Origin of the sequence: Streptomyces sp. NPDC050211 (assembly GCF_040656035.1) — a bacterium.
Classification (GTDB): Bacteria; Actinomycetota; Actinomycetes; order Streptomycetales; family Streptomycetaceae; genus Streptomyces.
Genome location: NZ_JBFALC010000002.1, coordinates 389,939 through 406,763, shown reverse-complemented (window position 1 = coordinate 406,763; position 16,825 = coordinate 389,939). Strand labels below are relative to the sequence as shown.

Here is a 16,825-nt window from a genome sequence, read left to right as displayed (position 1 = left end):
GGTCGGGGCGGCGGGGGGGGTGTCCGTCCTCGGAACGTCGCGGCTCGGTCTGCTGGGGAGGTGCTCGTGTTGACGCGACAACCGCTGCGGGCGGACACCCCCACCGCGTCCCCTTCCCGCCGTGGGCGACTGCGGGTGCGTGGTCGCTTCGCCGCAGGACGCCGGGCGTCCGGGCGCGTGGGCGGCTGCGGGGCCGTTCTGGTCCGACGCCTCGTCGGCAAAGGTGGGGGTCCGTGCGGCGTAGCCTCGTTGCATGTCGAAGTACGGATCGTTTCCCGGTACGCGTCCTCGGCGGCTGCGTACGAGTCCTGTCATGCGGCGGATGGTTGCCGAGACCCGGCTGCATCCGGCCGACTTCATCCTGCCCGCGTTCGTGCGGGAGGGGGTGAGTGAGCCGGTGCCTATCGCGGCCATGCCCGGGGTTGTGCAGCACACTCGGGACAGCCTGAAGAAGGCGGCTGCCGATGCTGTGGCGGCCGGGGTGTCCGGGATCATGCTCTTCGGGGTGCCGGAGGAGTCGAAGAAGGACGCGCTGGGGACGCCGGGGACCGATCCGGACGGGATTCTGCAGGTCGCGATTCGGGATGTGCGGGCCGAGGTCGGCGATGAGTTGCTGGTGATGTCTGATCTGTGTCTGGATGAGACCACCGATCATGGGCACTGCGGGGTGCTTGATGATCAGGGGCGTGTGGACAATGACGCCACCCTTGAGCGGTATGCCGAGATGGCTCAGGTGCAGGCCGACGCCGGGGCTCATGTCGTCGGGACCAGCGGGATGATGGACGGGCAGGTCGGGGTTGTCCGCGATGCCCTTGATCAGATCGGGCGGGAGGACGTGGCGGTTCTGGCCTATGCCGTCAAGTACGCCTCCGCCTTCTACGGGCCCTTCCGGGAGGCTGTCGGCTCGTCGTTGCAGGGAGACCGGAAGACGTACCAGCAGGATCCCGCCAATGCGCGGGAGTCGCTGCGGGAGCTCGCCCTCGATCTGGAGGAAGGGGCCGACATGGTGATGGTCAAGCCTGCCGGGCCCTATCTGGATGTTCTGGCGCGGGTCGCGGACGTGGCGGACGTGCCGGTCGCCGCCTATCAGATCTCCGGTGAGTACTCGATGATCGAGGCCGCCGCCGAGAAGGGGTGGATCGACCGGGACCGGGCGATCCTGGAGACGCTGACCGGGATCAAGCGGGCCGGTGCGCAGAACATCCTCACCTACTGGGCCACCGAAGTCGCCCAGAAGGTGAGGTAGTTGCCCCGCGCGCGGGTCGGTCAGTTCAGGGCGTCCGCCATGTCCGACTGCCAGTACGTCACCGACAGCGAGCTGTCGTAGTACACGCCCTTGGCCGGCAGGGGCGGGGTCGCGGACGCGCCGCCGGAGCTGTTCGGGGTCCCGCCCTGGAAGGCGATCGTGAGCTTCTTGCCGGTGGTGCCGCCGTCGCCGCTGCCGTCGGCCGCGGCGAGCATGACGCCCGCGTAGCCGGAGGCTCCGGGGGCGAGGGTGGGGACGGCCTGCGGCTTGCTGTCCGGCCTCGCCTGCGGCACCCACTGCATCTCGTCGAAGCGGAGCACCGGGTAGTACATCAGCGAGCACGCCTTCGAGCCGGTGTTGGTCACCGTGAGCAGCATGTGGTTGAGCGGGCGGGAGACCGGCTGGGCGGTGACCTTGGTGTTGGAGCCGTTGCAGATGGCGGGGTTGGACGAGGGCTTGCCGGCCTGGTCCGTCGTCTTGTCCGACTTCTCGGTGGTCTCGTTGCCCTGGTTGCTCTGGCCGGTCTGGTTCGGCTGTGAGGTCTTTCCGGAGCCGGAGTTCGTCGGCTGCGATCCCTTGGTGTCGTCCGTGGCCGACGCCGTCGGCGTCGGGGTCAGCTTCGACGCACCCTCGTCCTTCGTGCCCGTTCCGCTCTCGCAAGCGGTGAGGGCGAGCGTGGCGATGGTGATGCCTGCGGCGGCGAAGAGGCGGGCGTGGCGGAAGGTGCGCATGGCTGGGTCCTTGTCCGTGTGAGCGGGGTCGTTGCCCGCCGCCCGTCCGGGTGCCGGGGGCGGCGTGCTGTTGATGAGGAGAGCCTGTGCGATAGTGCGTCCCAGCCGCATCAACCGGCGGGCGATCAGGGACACTGGAACGCTGGTAACGGTCTGACCTGGGGAAACGACCATTCCCTGGAACGGTGGAATGGGATGGCGGGGGAGGGAAGAACGGTGTCGGACGGCACTGCCGCGGACGGATTCGCGGCGTTTCTGCGCCAGTTGAAGGACCGCTCCGGGCTCAGCTACGGGGTGCTCGCCAAGCGGCTGCACATGAGTACGTCGACGCTGCACAGGTACTGCAACGGGGATGCCGTACCCACGGACTACGCGCCTGTGGAGCGGCTGGCGCGTCTCTGCAAGGCGTCGCCCGCCGAGTTGGTGGAGCTGCATCGGCGGTGGGTGCTGGCGGACGCGGCGCGGGGCTCCCGGAAGGGGGCGGCGGAGGACGCGCCGGCTGCGGCTGAGGCGGTGGCTGAGGGGGCGGCGGAGACTGCTCGGGCAGGTGGTACGGCGGCTGCGGCGGAGGGTTCTGAGGCGGCTTCTGAGGACGCGCCGGAGGACTTGCCAGGGGATGCTCCCGGCCCCGCCCGGCCGCAGCAGAGCCGTCGGCTCCGTCGTCGTACCGCTCTCCTCGCCGGTCTCGCCGTGGCGGCCGTTCTCGGTGCCGTCGCGTTTGCCGTGCAGCCCTTCTCCGGTGACCAGGGCGATGACGGGCGGCGTAGTCCGGTCGGTGCGGCGGCGTCGTCCGGAGGGGTGTCCGCGACGCCGACCAAGGCCTCGCCCGGGGCCACCGCGAAGGAGACCGAGTCCGGCGGGAAGAAGAGCACGCCGTCCGTTTCGCCCTCGGTGAGCCGTACGAGCGGCGGGGTCAGCGGCGGACCGGCCGGTGAGGATCCCGGGAACGACACCGGGCCGCTGCTGACCGTGACCACGCGGCCGTACACCTGGGCAGGGCCCTGTTCGCAGCACTATCTGATCGACCGGCCCCCGGCGGAGGTCCATCCGCCGCCCTTCGAGCAGGGGGCGCCGGCGTGGGTGTCGGCGGAAGGGGCGGTGTCGGCGGGGGAGCAGTTGGTGACGCTGACCGTGCAGGGGACCGGAGAGCGGACGGTGGTCCTCGACAGTCTGGCGGTCCATGTGGTCGGCAGGGGCATGCCGCTCGCCTGGAACGACTACGTGATGGGCGTCGGCTGCGGTGGCGATGTGCCGACGCACCCCTTCACCGTCGCCCTCGACGCGGCCCGTCCGGTCGTTCAGCCCGCGGCCGGGCAGCGGGACTTCCCGTTCTCGGTGAGCGAGTCGGACCCGGAGGTCTTCCGCATCATGGCCGATGCCTCGGCGTACGACGTCCGTTGGTATCTGGAGCTGAAGTGGTCCAGCGGCACTCGGCAGGGCACGGTGGTCGTCGACGACGACGGTGAGCCGTTCCGCACGAGCGGCAACAACGGCCGGCCTTCGTACGAGTTCCCGCTCGGCGGCGAGAAGTGGGTCGAGGCGGCGGAGGAAGGGTCCTAGGGGAGGGTCCCTAGGTCCCTAGGTCCCTAGGTCTCTAGCGGTTCTGGTCCGTCGTCGGTGAGGGGGACACCGGGGGTGGGGTCGAGGAGGTCGTCGAGCTGGTCGTGGCCGACGGGCCCTCGTCGCGCAGGCCTTCGCCGTCCTCGCACCCTGTGAGCGCACCCGCGAGCACGAGTGCGGCGAGTACGGCCGTCGTCGTGGCGAGCAGCCGGGTTCGGTCGGCGGCGGGGCGTGCGGACATGGTGGCCCTTTCGGTCGCGGGTTTCCGGGAGGGCTTCAGCTTGCGCGGTGATCGGCCACGACCGAAAGGGTCGTCGGGGGATTCGGGACGTGGGATGGGGTGGGATGGCGTCTGAGCTGGGCGGATTGTCCTTCCCTCGGACGCGGGACGGGACGGGAATCGGGGGCTGATCCGCTGTCCCGGCCGGGCTGTGTCCCGTATCGCGGAAACTTGCTTGTAGGTGGCAGGTGGTTCTTTAGGGTGCGGGCAGGAGTCGTCACCGTCCCCGAGGAGCCGCTACGTGACCGCCGTCGAGCCCGCGCCGTCTCGTCCCGCACCTGTGCCGCCGCTTGCCGCGCGGGCCCGTTCGATCGGGGGTTCGCCGGTACGGGACATCCTGGCCGTCACCGCGCGGCCCGAGGTGATCAACTTCGCGGGTGGACTGCCGGCGCCGGAGCTGTTCGACGTGGAGGGGATTGCGGCGTCCTATCAGGCGGTCCTGGCGGAGGTGCCCGAGCAGGCGTTGCAGTACTCCACGACCGAGGGTGAGCCGGGGCTGCGGGACGCGCTCGCCGGGCGTATGTCGGTGCGGGGGCTGGTCACGGATGCCGACGATGTGCTCGTCACGACCGGTTCGCAGCAGGCGCTGTCCCTGCTGGCGACGGCGCTGGTGGAACCCGGGGACACGGTCGTCGTCGAGAACCCCTGCTATCTGGCGGCGTTGCAGGCCTTCAGCTTCGCGGGTGCGCGGGTGGTGGCCGTGCCCGGTGACGGGGAGGGGGTCGATCCCGCGGCGCTGGAGGAAGTGGTGGTGCGGGAGCGGCCGAAGCTCTTCTACACCGTTCCCACGTTCCAGAATCCGACCGGTCGCACCCTGCCCGCCGGACGCCGGGCCGCCGTCGCGTCCGTCGCCGCCCGGCACGGGCTGTGGATCGTCGAGGACGACCCGTACGGCGAGCTGCGCTTCGAGGGTGAGCGGGTGCCGTGGATCGCCGCGCACCCGGGCGCCCAGGACCGTACCGTCCTGCTCGGCTCGTTCTCCAAGGTCATGGCGCCCGGTCTGCGGCTGGGCTGGCTGCGGGCGCCCGCCGAGCTCCGGCGGGTCTGCGCGGTCGCCAAGCAGGCCGCCGACCTGCACACCCCGACCGTCAACCAGCTCGCTGCCGCGCGGTACTTGGCGGATCGGGACCTGGACGCCCACGTGGCGCGCGTTGCGGGTGTGTACGGCGAGCGGCGCGACGCCATGCTCGCGGGGCTGGCCGACTCCCTGCCGCCCGGATCGACCTGGAACCGGCCCGAGGGCGGCATGTTCCTCTGGGTCCGGCTGCCGGAGTCGTACGACACGACGGCACTGCTGGAGAAGGTGGTGCGGCAGGACGTGGCTTACGTCCCCGGGGCGCCCTTCTACGCCGGTGAGCCGGAGCGGTCGACGCTGCGGCTGTGCTTTGTGACGCAGACGCCGGAGGAGATCGGGGAGGGGTTGCGGAGGCTGGGGAGGGGGTTGCGGGGCTGAAGAGGGAAGGGGTGGGCTGGGGCCTAGGGCGAAAGACCTGCGTCGGTTCCTGCTGAGGGCGGCAGCCGTGGGGTGGGCGGCGTGCCTACGGTGGGGGCATGTCCGAGCCAATCGTGGAAACCGTGGGATTCGACCTCGACGCGTACTTCAAGCGGATCGGCTGGGAGGGAGAGCGGCGTGCGGATCTGGCGACGCTGAAGGGTGTGCATCTGGCGCATATGCGGAGCATTCCGTTCGAGAACCTGGACGCCTTGCGTCGTACGGCGCCCTCCCTCGACCCCGCCGACCTGATGTCCAAGCTGGTCCACAGCCGGCGTGGTGGCTACTGCTACGAGCACAACACGTTGTTCTCGCTCGCGCTGGACGCGCTGGGTTTCCGCATGACCCGGCTGGCGGCCCGCGTCACCCTCGGCGCGGACAGCCTCGAGAGCCGCCCTCGCACCCACATGGCCCTGCTGGTGGAGGCTCCGGGTGATCCGCAGCCCTACCTCTCCGACGTCGGCTTCGGGGCGATCGGCGCGCTGCTTGAGCCGGTGCCGTTGCGGGCGGACACCGAGTTCCGGGATGCCGGGCGGCGGCACCGGCTGGTGCGGGTACCGCACCGGGGGCCGCTGGAGATGTGGATGCTTCAGGCCTACGAGGTTCAGGGCCACGAGGAGCGGTCCGAGGGCTGGGCCGACCAGTACGCCTTCACCCTGGAGCCGTTCGAGAAGCCTGACTTCGAGGTCATCAACTGGCATGTCGCGACGAACCCGCGCTCTCCCTTCACCCAGCAGCTCTACGTCCAGCGCACCACCGCCGAACGCCACCTCCACCTCTATGGCCGCCTCCTCACCGAGACGCGCGCCGACGGCACGGTGACGGAGCGGGAGGTGACGGAAGAGGCGGAGGCACGCCGGATCCTGGATGAGGAGTTCCTGATCGCCGCTCCCGGCAGCATGACGCTGCTGGGGTGACTCAGCGCATGATCAGTCCCACCAGAAGTGCCAGGCCGGCTGGTTGAGGAGGCGGTGCTCGGCGTAGGCGCGCAGGGTGGTGTCGCTGCTCTGCCAGATGTTGTCCGGGCAGAACGCGAAGTGCTCGGCGGCGAGTGCCTCCGCGTCGGCCTGGGTCGTGGGCGGGGCCGCGACGGACACCAGCAGGTGGTCGAAGCCGAGCGCCACGACCCGTATGCCGAAGCGGTCCTCCCAGGAGCGGAGTACGGCGCACAGCCGGGCCACGTCGCTCTCGTGGTTCGCCGGGCCCGACCAGCCGATCGCCGCCGGTATGTCCGCACTGCGGCGCGCGGGGACCAGGGCGAGGTGCGGGTCCTTGAACGGGCCGCCGCCCGCGAGGAGGAGCGAGTCCGCGATCTCGGCGGCGGCGGGTTCGGCTGATTCGATGGGGTCGATGGGGTCGATGGGGTCGGCTGCGGGTTCGGGGACTTCGGCGAGGCCCGGCCACTCCTCGCCGTCCTCTCCCTCGCAGTCCTCCCAGAGTTCCTCCAGCACCTCGTCCGCGTCGTGATCGCCCGGGTACGACACCTCTCCCGGCATCAAGGCCCAGTCCTCCGGCCCGCCTTGGCTCCCACCGGTCTCAATCAGCACCGGCAGCAGCCCGGCCCGTCCGGCCGGCCAGCCCAGCTTCGTCCAGACACCCACCGACGCGGGCGTCTCGGCATGCCACAACAACGGCTCATGCCAGGGGCCTTCGTCGGTCGCGTCGATCAGTCGCCCCGGCGGAAGTGTGAGCCCGAGCGCACGACCGCTCGGATCGGCCGCGAGCGTGGGCAGCGGGTTGGGAAGTGTCGCCATGTCACCGACTGTAAGGCCGACCACTGACAACGGTTCGAGATCGTTCCGGCTTCGAAGCGGCGTAGGACGGGACACGAATCGCGCACGGTTCGCGCGCGGGCGACGGAATCATCGGTGCCCTTGGACGGTTCTGTCCCGAATACGCCATTGGGATTGCCCCCAACACCCCGCTGAGCAGGGACTTTTACCGCGTTGACGAGACCCCGTCAGCTCCGTACGTTCTGCCTCTGGCCGGATCCGATCGGTGAGGCTCAAGCATCGATCCCATGGGGGGATTTACATGAACTGGTTCGTCGACGTTGTCAAGAAGTACGCGGTGTTCAACGGGCGTGCGCGCCGCAAGGAATACTGGATGTTCACGCTGATCTACACGGTCATCGCCATCGTGCTGTCGGTCGTCGACATGGCCGTCATCGGCTCGAACGTCCTCGTCCCCATCCTCACCGTCGCGCTGTTCCTGCCGGCCCTTGGTGTCGCGATCCGCCGGCTGCACGACACCGGCCGCACGGGCTGGTGGGTCCTCATCAGCATCGTCCCGCTCGTCGGCCTGATCGTGATGCTGGTCTTCCTCTGCGCGGACAGCCAGGACACCAACAAGTACGGCCCGAACCCCAAGTTCGCGCCGGCCCACGCCTGACGCTTCGGCTCAGCGGGTGGCGTACGCGGTGAAAGCGGCCCAGGCCTCGGGGGAGGCGGTGAAGGTGGGGCCGCTTTCCTCGGGGTTCTTGGAGTCGCGGATGTGGATGGCACAGCTGGACTTGCGCCAGGAGACGGCGACTTCGAGGCACGCGCCGCCTTCGCTGCTGCTGTAGGTCGACTTGAACCACTGAAGTGCGGTGCTCATGGCTCTCCTAGCAGACGATCCAGCAGGCTTCTTGACTCCTCGATGGTGAGGGCCTGCGTCCGCAGCATCGCATACTTGCGCGCCAGGATGGACACTTCATCCGGGTTCGAGACCCACTGGCTGCCGCGCTGCGACTCGGTGTAGGCGAGGTGCTGGTGGTCGGGTGTCTCGACGAGGATGAACGGGCCCGCGTCTCCCGCGTGAGACGTACGGTTCAACGGCAGGATCTGCAGTGACAGGCAAGGGAGTTCGGAGCACTCGCGCAGAAAGCGCAGCTGTTCGAGGTGGACCTCGCGTCCTCCGGTGGGCATGAGAAGTGCCGGCTCCCAGACCACGAAGCTCAGGGTCGGCGGAACCTTGCGGTGCAGGATCTCGCGGCGCTCCATACGGGCAGCGACCTTGGTCTCCAGCTCGTCCGCTTCGTAGGCCGGAACACGCCCGCTCAGCAGAGCGTGGGCGTACGCCCTGGTCTGTAGCAGGCCGGGGACGACCGCGTTGTCGTACCACGACAGCGCAATCGCCTCCCGCTCATGCTGCATATACAGCTCCGCCCACATCGGGAACTGGTCGATCTCCGGCAGGTTGGCCACGCCCACCGACAGCATCCCCTTGGTCTGGAGGATGTCGTCCAACAGCGCCGCCAGGTCCGGTTTTAGAGACCTCCTACCCTGCTCGATCGACGCGATGGTCTCCTCATCCAGCTTGACCAGGTCCCCCAGCTCTCGCTGGGTGTAGCCCGCGGCGCGGCGCGCAGCCGCGAGTTGCTTGCCGAGCATCTTCATCGACGTCAGGTTCTTCGGCCGCGGCGGCCTCTTCGCGCTCATGCTGGTCTCAATCCCCCAAGGCACACGTACGTCACCGGGTACGAGCCCGTACAAAAAATCCGTACGGGTTCACCGGGTGATCAACGCTAGTCACTCTCCGCAACTCTCGTCCCGTGAACGAGACGATCCAACTCCCGCCGCTGCGCCAGAAGTTCTTCCCCCGCGACCGGCGATCCGTGCCCGCCGCGCGGCGGTTCGCGGCCGAGACTCTCGCCGGGTGGGGGCTCGACGGAAGCCCGCGCGCCGACGACGTACTGCTCTGTGTGAGCGAGCTGGTGACCAACGCGTTGACGCACGGCGTTCCGCCCGGGCGGCAGTTGCTGCTGTTCCTGCGGTACGACGGGCGCGTGCTGGGGGTCGAGGTGCACGACAGCGGGGGTGGTGTGCCGCGTGTCGTGGAGCAGCGGGACGAGGGTGGGCGGGGACTGGTGCTCGTCGCCGCGCTGAGTGATGGATGGGGGGTGCGGGAGCGGGAGTTGGGGAAAGTGGTGTGGTGTGAGTTCGTCTGTCCCGTGACGGTGGGCTGTGCCGATACCGTGTCGGCCTACGGGGCGACATATAGGGGGGCGGGATGGCTGACGGGCCCGTACTCGCGCGGCTGCACTTCGGGCGTGAGGATGCCGAACGGGATGTGACCGAAGGACTGTTGCTGCGCGGCGGGTTTCTGCCCAACGCCGCCTATCGCGCGGCGCTGTCCGGGCGGAAGATGCTGATCATCGGGCGCAAGGGGTCCGGCAAGAGCGCGATCTGCATGCAACTGTCGGCGGACGGCGGGCAGCATGCCGGGACCGTGCTGGTGACCCCCGACGAGACCGCCGGGGAGGAGATCCGGCGGTTCGAGTTGCAGGGGCTGCCGGGAGACTCGGCGAAGTCGTTGATCTGGCGGTACCTGTTCGCCGTACATGCCGCTCGCCACCTGGTGACGCACGCCAAGGACGCACACCGGCGCAAGCTTGACTCCGTGAAAGCGCTGGCGCGGTTTCTGAAGCAGAACGGGGAGTCGGCCGGCGGGCGGCTCGGGGACCGGCTCGCGCAGGGGGCGCGGGGACTGCAGACCTCGCTGTCCCTGGAGGCGTTCGGGGTCAAGGCGGGGGTCGACCTGGCGTCGGCTCCGTCGGAGGGTGCGCAGGCCGCCCGGCAGCTGGAGGTCGTCGAGCAGGGCGTGGCCAAGGCCTTCACCGACCTCGGCTGCGCCGGTGAGCACGGGCCGCTGCTGCTCATGGTCGACCAGCTGGAGCAGGTGTGGTCCGCCGAGTCGGACAGCAACTCGATGGTGATCGGACTGCTGCTCGCCGCGAAGCACGCGGTCAGTCTGTACGGCGGTGCCGTGCGGTTCCTGCTGTTTCTGCGCGCCGATATCTACGACTCGCTGTCCTTCGGGGAGGGCGACAAGTTCCGCGGGGACGAGCTGCGGATCACGTGGACCGAGCAGGCGTTGCGGGATCTCGCGCTGGCTCGGGCGCGGGCCTCCGTGGGGGCCGAGATGACGGCCGAGCTGCTGTGGGGAGAGCTGTTTCCGGCGGTGGTGGAGGGGGAGGAGACCGCGAGCTACCTGTTCCGGCGGTGTCTGCCCCGGCCGCGGGACGCCATCCAGTTCCTCAACCTCTGCCAGGAGACGGCCTGGTTGATCCATGGGCGGGAGCGGATCACCGAGGGGGATGTGCTGCAGGCGGGGCGGCAGTTCTCCGACTGGAAGCTGAAGGATCTGGCGCTGGAGTATCTGGTCGCGCATCCCTTCCTGAAGCATCTGTTTCCGCTCTTCCAGAACACGGGGTACGTCGTCACCCGGGCCGCTCTCGCCACCCGCTTCGAGGCGGCGGCTGAATCGCTCCACCGGCTGTTCCCCGCGTACGCCGACGCGCTGACCCTCCCCGGCATCATCGACGTCCTCTACGCCGTCGGCTTCCTCGGGGTGCGGCGTGGCAACGACGTGGTGTTCGCGGGGGGTGACGATCTGCCCGTGCAGGCCCACGAGGCGGAGTTCCACGTCCATCCATGTTTCCGGGCGGCGCTCGGGGCGACCAGCGCGATCGATCTGCGGCACTTCGAGCCGCTCGTGGCGGCCAACCGCATCGTGCAAGGCAACTTCCAGAGCCCCGCCGTCACGGGACTGTCGTTTCCCTCTCGCGATCATCGGCTGGTGCAGGAACTGAGGCGTTCCTGTCACTCCATCCTCGCCCAGACCAGCAGGGCGGTGGACCTGACGCAGGACGCCCGCGACGAGATCGCCCGGCAGATCAACCGCGTGCTCGACGAGGCCAACGTCCTCGCCGCTGCTTCCATCTTCGACCTTGAGGACCAACTCCTGGCCACCGCCCACTACTTCGACACCCTCGCCGCCCAGCTGCTCGCCAGTGGGCTGGATGACACGGCGGGCGGTGCCGGAGGTGTTGCAGGCCGTCTCGAGGAGGAGTCACGGCGGTTGCGGCGGCTGGCCGGTGGGTCGTACGGAAGCTCGGGCAGCTCCTCGGGGAGTTGAGCCCCGTCGGACACAATGAGTGGCGGGAACGCGGCTTGGGAGGTCACAGGTGCAGGGCGGCGAACTGCTTGCCGGGCGGTTCCGGATCGGCCAGTTGCTGGGCGCGGGCGGCATGGGGCAGGTCTGGGCGGCTCAGGATGAGCGGATGCGGCGGGACGTCGCGGTCAAGGTGGTTCATCCGCAGTACGGGATGGACGAGTCGGAGACACAGGCCCGGTTCCAGCGCGAAGTGCAGCTGGCGGGGCGGCTGTCCCATCAGAACATCGTGACCGTGCACGACTGGGGTGAGGTGTCGGTCGACGGGCGCCAGACCCTCTTCCTGGTGATGGAACTCGTGGAGGGACTGCCTCTTCACAGGAGACTGGCGGAGTCCGCACCGCCCTGGGCGCTCGCTGTCGGCTGGGGCGCACAGATCGCCGAGGCGCTGCACGCCGCGCACAGCCAGGGTGTCGTCCACCGGGACATCAAGCCCGCGAACGCGCTCCTCACTCCCTCGGGGACGGTGAAGGTCCTGGACTTCGGGGTCGCGAAGTTCATGGGGGAGACGATCGGTGCCCGCGAACTCACGGTGACGGGGGCGCCGCTCGGCTCGCCGCCGTACATGTCCCCGGAACAGGCCGTGGGAGCCCGCGCGATCGACCATCGCAGCGATCTGTACTCCCTGGGCTGTCTTCTCTACCACGCGGTGACCGGCCGTCCGCCCTTCACCAGCGATGTCCAGTGGGCCGTACTGCGGATGCAGATGGAGGACACCCCGGTCGCGCCGAGCTCGCTCGTCGCGGGCTTGCCCGGGAGCCTGGACGACCTGCTCATGAGCCTGCTCGCGAAACACCCCGACAGCCGGCCACAGGACGCGGCCGTCGTCCACGACGCCCTGAGCACCCTGCTGATCGAGCATGCCGTCGCGCTGCCCGACAGCAAGCCACTGGACGCGCTCGGACCGGGGCACGGGGACTCACTCGCGGGGCGGTTGCTCACGAAGGCGTGGGAGGTCTGGGAGCGGGCGGAGGGAGAGGGGGCCTCCGCCCGCGCGGAAGCCGAGGGGCTGTTGCGCGCGGCTCGCGCGGACGCGGAACAACTGCTGCACGCGGCTCGCGCAGATGCCGATCGGGTCAAGGCGGAGGCCGGGAACGGGACGGTCGACGCGGACGCCGAACAACGGCTGGCGAGGCTGAAAGACGGCAACGATGAGCTGGCCAGGCTGACTGCCGAGAACGAGGCTCTCATGGCCGACAACCAGGCTGCGCTGGCCAGGATCCAAGCAGGCACCGAGAGGCTGGCCGCCAGTATGCGGGCGCAGGAGGCCGCCGTTCGGACCGGGAGCCAACCTCAGCCCACTGTCCCCGCTCCCCTGCCCCTCCCGGCCACTGCCGCCGGGCCGGCCCTGGACACGCCGGCCCGGGACTTCCGCATCGCCCGTCGCGGCTACTCCATCGAGGAGGTGCATGAACGCATCGCCATGATCACGGCGGACACCGACCGGGCGCTGCGTCGCGCCGCCGTCGTGGAGGCGGCGATCACCGAGATGGTTCCCGAGACGGCGGCGAGCCTGATCGCTGACGCCGTCTACCAAGCTGGGGTGAACGTTGCCTTTGCCACGGCCCACCTCAAACAATGGCGCGGAGCAAATGACGTGCACGGGTTCGCAGTGGTCAAGAAGGGCTACGACCAAAGCACGGTCAATTGGTACATGTCCGACCTCATGTACAACTACGAGGATGCGTTGAGGCGCCTCTCCGCCGTGGACAAGCTCTATGACGAATTGAGGGCGGGCGGTCACCAAGGGCAATGACCGCCCGCCGTCCATACGCCAGCGTCAGAGCCGCTCGGGCGTCCTGATGCCCAGCAGGGCCATGCCCTGGTGCAGGGTGCGGGCGGTCAGGTCGACCAGGAACAGTCGGTTCTCCGTCTGCTCCGGGGTCTCGGCCTTGAGGACCGGGCACTGGTCGTAGAACGTCGTCAGGTGCGAGGCCAGCTGGTACAGGTACGCGGCCAGCTTGTGCGGCGCGTACTCCGCCGCCGCCTCGAAGACTGTGTCGCCGAACGCGTCCAGGTGGAGACCCAACGCCCGCTCTGCGGGGGCGAGTTCGAGCTCCGGGTGTGCGACCGGGGCAGCTCCCTCCGCCTTGCGCAGGATCGACTTGATTCGGGCGTACGCGTACTGGAGGTAGACCGACGTGTCGCCGTTCAGCGACACCATCTGGTCCAGGTCGAACTTGTAGTCACGGTTCGGCGACGTCGACAGGTCCGCGTACTTCACGGCGCCGATCCCGACGTACCGCCCGTTCTCTACGATCTCCTCCTCGGTCAGGCCCACCTTCTCGGCCTTCTCGCGCACGACCACCGTCGCCCGCTGCACCGCCTCGTCGAGGAGGTCCTCCAGCTTCACCGTCTCACCCGCACGCGTCTTGAACGGCTTGCCGTCCGCGCCCAGCACCGTGCCGTAGCCCATGTTGTGCGCGGTGACGTGTTCGGTGAGCCAGCCCGCCCGGCGGGCCGTCTCGAAGACCATCTTGAAGTGCAGGGACTGGCGTACGTCCACGACGTAGAGCAGCGTCGTCGCGTGCAGGTCGAAGACACGGTTCCGGATCGCGGAGAGATCGCTCGCCGCGTAACCGAAGCCGCCGTCCGCCTTCTGCACGATCAGCGGCACCGGCTGGTCGTCCTTGCCGCGGATCTCGTCGAAGAAGACGACGAGCGCGCCCTCGGAGCGCACTGCTACGCCGGTCTCCTCCAGCAGCCTCGCCGTCTCCGGCATCAGGTCGTTGTACGCCGACTCGCCGACGATCTCGTCGTCCCGGACCTCCATGTCCAGCTTCTCGAAGACCGAGTAGAAGTAGACCTTCGACTCGTCCACGAACTGCTGCCACAGATCGAGCGTCTCCTTGTCGCCGGACTGCAGCGCGACGACCCTCTTCCGCGCCCGCTCCTTGAAGTCGTCGTCCGAGTCGAAGACCGCGCGCGACGCCTTGTAGACCCGGTTCAGGTTCGACATGGCCTGCTCGCCGTCCACCTCGGACGGCGGGGCCAGCTCACCCGGGTTCTCGATCAGGTACTGGATGAGCATGCCGAACTGGGTGCCCCAGTCGCCGATGTGATGCCGGCCGATCGTCTTCTCGCCGGTGAAGTCGAGCATGCCGCGGAGGGCGTCGCCGATCACCGCGGAGCGGAGGTGGCCTACGTGCATCTCCTTGGCCACGTTCGGCTGGGCGTAGTCGATGACGGTTACGCCCGCGTTCTCCTTCGGGGCGACGCCGAGGCGGTCGGGGTCTGCGTAGCGTGCGGCGAGGTTGTCGGTGATCGCCTTGTCGGTGATCGTGATGTTCAGGAAGCCGGGGCCGGAGACCTCGATGTCCTTGATCACGTCGCCGGAGGTGATGTTGGCAACGACCTGTGTCGCCAGCTCCCTCGGGTTCGCCTTCGCCTTCTTCGCCAGGGCGAGGATGCCGTTGGCCTGGAAATCGGCCCGGTCGCTGCGTCGGAGCAGCGGGTCGACTCCGTCGGCTTCCGGGAGGGCGGAAGCGAGGGCGTCGGCGAGGCGCTGGTTGACGGAAGCGGTGAGGGACGTGACCGAGGCCATGAGGTGGGAGCCGTTCTCCTCGTGTGTTGGATAGACACGGTCAGTATCCCATGGGGGGTAAAGGGGTTTTCTGCGGCTGCTGGCCGGTGGGGGCTTGTCGCGCAGTTCCCCGCGCCCCTTCGGGGCGCTCTTGAAAAGGCGTTTTCGCTGTTGACGTTCTAGCTGGGAGAATGAACGGCGTCAGTCGTTGACCGTACGGCTGCCCTGGAGAAAGAAGGACGTGCCGATCGTGGCTCAGAGCACCGAGACCACCGACTGGGTCTCCCGTTTCGCGGATGAGGTCATCGAGGAGTCGGAGCGTCGGGCCCCGGGCAAACCGGTTGTCGTCGCGTCCGGGCTGTCGCCGTCCGGGCCCATCCACCTCGGGAATCTGCGTGAGGTGATGACTCCGCATCTCGTCGCGGACGAGATCCGGCGGCGGGGCCGTCAGGTCCGGCATCTGATCTCCTGGGACGACTACGACCGGTACCGCAAGGTGCCGGCGGGCGTCGCCGGGGTCGACGAGTCGTGGGCCGAGCACATCGGCAAGCCGCTGACCTCCGTCCCCGCCCCCAAGGGCTCCGCCCACCCCAACTGGGCCGAGCACTTCAAGGCCGCGATGATCGAGTCGCTGGCCGAGCTGGGCGTGGAGTTCGACGGGATCAGCCAGACCGCGCAGTACACCTCCGGCGTGTACCGGGAGCAGATCCTGCACGCCATGCGGCACCGCGGCGACATCGACGCGATCCTCGACCAGTACCGGACCAAGAAGGCCCCCGCCAAGAAGCAGCAGTCGCAGAAGCCCGTCGACGAGGCCGAGCTGGAGGCCGCCGAAGGGTCGGGCGCCGCCGCCGAGGACGACGGCTCCTTCGGCTCCGCCGGGTACTTCCCGTACAAGCCCTACTGCGGCAACTGCGAGAAGGACCTCACCACCGTCACCTCCTACGAGGACGACACCACCGAGCTGTCGTACACCTGCGACGCCTGCGGGTTCGCCGAGACCGTCCGGCTGAGCGAGTACAACCGCGGCAAGCTGGTCTGGAAGGTCGACTGGCCGATGCGGTGGGCGTACGAGGGGGTTGTGTTCGAGCCGAGCGGGGTCGACCACTCGTCGCCGGGTTCCAGCTTCCAGGTGGGCGGGCAGATCGTCGGGATCTTCGGTGGGAAGCAGCCGATCGGGCCGATGTACGCGTTCGTGGGCATCAGCGGCATGGCGAAGATGTCCTCGTCGCGGGGTGGGGTGCCCACCCCTGCTGACGCCCTGAAGATCATGGAGCCGCAGCTCCTGCGCTGGCTCTACGCCCGGCGTCGTCCCAACCAGTCCTTCAAGATCGCCTTCGACCAGGAGATCCAGCGGCTCTACGACGAGTGGGACAAGCTGGACGCGAAGGTGGCTGGGGGCACCTCCCAGGCTTTCGGCTCTGGGGGAGGGTCTGCGCTGCCCGGCGACGTCGCCGCGCACTCGCGTGCCGTGCGGACCGCGAGCGGTGAGCTGCCGCGTACGCCGCGGCCGATGCCGTACCGGACCCTCGCGTCCGTCGCCGACATCACCGCCGGGCACGAGGACCAGGCGCTGCGGATCCTCTCCGAGCTGGATCCGGAGCAGCCGCTCGGGTCGCTGGACGAGGTACGGCCGCGGTTCGACAAGGCCGAGGCCTGGATCAACACGCACGTCTCCGCCGACCAGCGCACCATCGTGCGGGACGAGCCCGACGTCGCCCTGCTGAAGTCCCTCGACGAGGCGTCCCAGCAGTCGCTGCGGCTCCTCCTCGACGGGCTCGCCGACCACTGGTCGCTTGACGGGCTCACCCACCTCGTCTACGGCGTGCCCAAGGTGCAGGCCGGGTTCCCCGCCGACGCCACGCCCAAGGAACTGCCGGCCGAGATCAAGACCGCGCAGAGGTCGTTCTTCGCGCTGCTGTACCACCTGCTGGTGGGACGGGACACCGGGCCGCGGCTGCCCACGCTGCTGCTGGCGGTGGGGCAGGAGCGGGTACGGCGCCTGCTCGGCGAATAGGCGAATAGGCGGTACGGGAAAGGGGCCCTCGATGGAACG

Annotated in this window: 15 protein-coding genes; 9 read left to right on the top strand and 6 right to left on the bottom strand. The window is 69.1% G+C overall.

Translation table 11 applies throughout. The features are described 5' to 3' along the window. Window positions 1-253 precede the first annotated feature (253 nt). Entirely contained in the window at window positions 254-1,246 is a 993-nt protein-coding gene (hemB, locus tag AB0I98_RS03915) for a porphobilinogen synthase (RefSeq protein WP_362934780.1), read from the top strand. A gap of 20 nt (window positions 1,247-1,266) precedes the next feature. Here the strand turns inward: hemB and AB0I98_RS03910 are convergent, their stop codons facing one another. Further along, window positions 1,267-1,977, bottom strand: a complete 711-nt coding sequence (locus AB0I98_RS03910) for a DUF4232 domain-containing protein (protein ID WP_362934873.1) — start codon at window positions 1,975-1,977, stop codon at window positions 1,267-1,269. A 216-nt stretch (window positions 1,978-2,193) separates the two neighbouring features. On the opposite strand from AB0I98_RS03910, the gene AB0I98_RS03905 reads away from it, so the two are divergent. Beyond that, window positions 2,194-3,537: a helix-turn-helix transcriptional regulator gene (locus AB0I98_RS03905; protein WP_362934777.1), complete on the top strand. Its 1,344-nt coding sequence runs from the start codon at window positions 2,194-2,196 to the stop codon at window positions 3,535-3,537. A 34-nt stretch (window positions 3,538-3,571) separates the two neighbouring features. Here the strand turns inward: AB0I98_RS03905 and AB0I98_RS03900 are convergent, their stop codons facing one another. Beyond that, entirely contained in the window at window positions 3,572-3,778 is a 207-nt protein-coding gene (locus AB0I98_RS03900; protein WP_362934774.1) for a hypothetical protein, read from the bottom strand. Between the two features lie 280 nt (window positions 3,779-4,058). Between AB0I98_RS03900 and AB0I98_RS03895 the strand changes: the two genes are divergently transcribed. Both AB0I98_RS03895 and AB0I98_RS03890 read left to right on the top strand, forming a co-directional pair. Beyond that, a complete protein-coding gene (locus tag AB0I98_RS03895; RefSeq protein ID WP_362934771.1) occupies window positions 4,059-5,270 on the top strand; it encodes a PLP-dependent aminotransferase family protein in 1,212 nt (403 codons plus the stop codon). Between the two features lie 98 nt (window positions 5,271-5,368). Further along, window positions 5,369-6,226, top strand: a complete 858-nt coding sequence (locus AB0I98_RS03890; protein WP_362934768.1) for an arylamine N-acetyltransferase — start codon at window positions 5,369-5,371, stop codon at window positions 6,224-6,226. A gap of 12 nt (window positions 6,227-6,238) precedes the next feature. Here AB0I98_RS03890 and AB0I98_RS03885 read toward each other — a convergent pair whose 3' ends face one another. Then, the gene (locus AB0I98_RS03885) at window positions 6,239-7,063 is read right to left on the bottom strand and encodes a DUF4253 domain-containing protein (RefSeq protein WP_362934765.1); all 825 of its coding nucleotides are present in this window, start codon (window positions 7,061-7,063) and stop codon (window positions 6,239-6,241) included. 280 nt (window positions 7,064-7,343) lie between these two features. Here AB0I98_RS03885 and AB0I98_RS03880 point away from each other — a divergent pair, with 280 nt between their 5' ends. Further along, a complete protein-coding gene (locus tag AB0I98_RS03880; protein ID WP_362934762.1) occupies window positions 7,344-7,700 on the top strand; it encodes a DUF805 domain-containing protein in 357 nt (118 codons plus the stop codon). Between the two features lie 9 nt (window positions 7,701-7,709). Here AB0I98_RS03880 and AB0I98_RS03875 read toward each other — a convergent pair whose 3' ends face one another. Next, window positions 7,710-7,907 (bottom strand): DUF397 domain-containing protein, encoded by a 198-nt coding sequence (locus tag AB0I98_RS03875; RefSeq protein ID WP_362934759.1) that lies wholly within the window; start codon window positions 7,905-7,907, stop codon window positions 7,710-7,712. Continuing rightward, window positions 7,904-8,731, bottom strand: coding sequence for a helix-turn-helix transcriptional regulator (locus tag AB0I98_RS03870; protein ID WP_362934756.1), 828 nt, complete (start codon window positions 8,729-8,731; stop codon window positions 7,904-7,906). Before AB0I98_RS03870 ends, AB0I98_RS03875 begins: the two co-directional genes overlap by 4 nt. A 113-nt stretch (window positions 8,732-8,844) precedes the next feature. Between AB0I98_RS03870 and AB0I98_RS03865 the strand changes: the two genes are divergently transcribed. From AB0I98_RS03865 to AB0I98_RS03855, 3 genes are read left to right on the top strand one after another with little or no spacing between them, the layout of a single operon-like run. After that, complete coding sequence (locus AB0I98_RS03865) at window positions 8,845-9,366, top strand: ATP-binding protein (protein ID WP_362934753.1); 522 nt, start codon at window positions 8,845-8,847, stop codon at window positions 9,364-9,366. Further along, window positions 9,303-11,210: a hypothetical protein gene (locus AB0I98_RS03860; RefSeq protein ID WP_362934750.1), complete on the top strand. Its 1,908-nt coding sequence runs from the start codon at window positions 9,303-9,305 to the stop codon at window positions 11,208-11,210. The genes AB0I98_RS03865 and AB0I98_RS03860 overlap by 64 nt, the downstream gene beginning before the upstream one ends. A 49-nt stretch (window positions 11,211-11,259) precedes the next feature. Beyond that, the gene (locus AB0I98_RS03855) at window positions 11,260-13,002 is read left to right on the top strand and encodes a protein kinase (protein ID WP_362934747.1); all 1,743 of its coding nucleotides are present in this window, start codon (window positions 11,260-11,262) and stop codon (window positions 13,000-13,002) included. A 24-nt stretch (window positions 13,003-13,026) separates the two neighbouring features. Here the strand turns inward: AB0I98_RS03855 and argS are convergent, their stop codons facing one another. Then, entirely contained in the window at window positions 13,027-14,790 is a 1,764-nt protein-coding gene (gene argS, locus AB0I98_RS03850; protein ID WP_362934744.1) for an arginine--tRNA ligase, read from the bottom strand. Window positions 14,791-15,010: 220 nt separating this feature from the next. Here argS and lysS point away from each other — a divergent pair, with 220 nt between their 5' ends. Next, window positions 15,011-16,786, top strand: coding sequence for a lysine--tRNA ligase (gene lysS, locus AB0I98_RS03845; RefSeq protein WP_362934741.1), 1,776 nt, complete (start codon window positions 15,011-15,013; stop codon window positions 16,784-16,786). Window positions 16,787-16,825: the final 39 nt, after the last annotated feature.

Bases quoted from the DNA above. Each gene is read 5' to 3' on its own strand.
- hemB (WP_362934780.1), top strand. From the start codon at position 254: ATGTCGAAGTACGGATCGTTTCCCGGTACGCGTCCTCGGCGGCTGCGT.
- AB0I98_RS03910 (WP_362934873.1), bottom strand. From the start codon at position 1,977: ATGCGCACCTTCCGCCACGCCCGCCTCTTCGCCGCCGCAGGCATCACC.
- AB0I98_RS03900 (WP_362934774.1), bottom strand. From the start codon at position 3,778: ATGTCCGCACGCCCCGCCGCCGACCGAACCCGGCTGCTCGCCACGACG.
- AB0I98_RS03890 (WP_362934768.1), top strand. From the start codon at position 5,369: ATGTCCGAGCCAATCGTGGAAACCGTGGGATTCGACCTCGACGCGTAC.
- AB0I98_RS03885 (WP_362934765.1), bottom strand. From the start codon at position 7,063: ATGGCGACACTTCCCAACCCGCTGCCCACGCTCGCGGCCGATCCGAGC.
- AB0I98_RS03880 (WP_362934762.1), top strand. From the start codon at position 7,344: ATGAACTGGTTCGTCGACGTTGTCAAGAAGTACGCGGTGTTCAACGGG.
- AB0I98_RS03875 (WP_362934759.1), bottom strand. From the start codon at position 7,907: ATGAGCACCGCACTTCAGTGGTTCAAGTCGACCTACAGCAGCAGCGAA.
- AB0I98_RS03870 (WP_362934756.1), bottom strand. From the start codon at position 8,731: ATGAGCGCGAAGAGGCCGCCGCGGCCGAAGAACCTGACGTCGATGAAG.
- AB0I98_RS03860 (WP_362934750.1), top strand. From the start codon at position 9,303: ATGGCTGACGGGCCCGTACTCGCGCGGCTGCACTTCGGGCGTGAGGAT.
- argS (WP_362934744.1), bottom strand. From the start codon at position 14,790: ATGGCCTCGGTCACGTCCCTCACCGCTTCCGTCAACCAGCGCCTCGCC.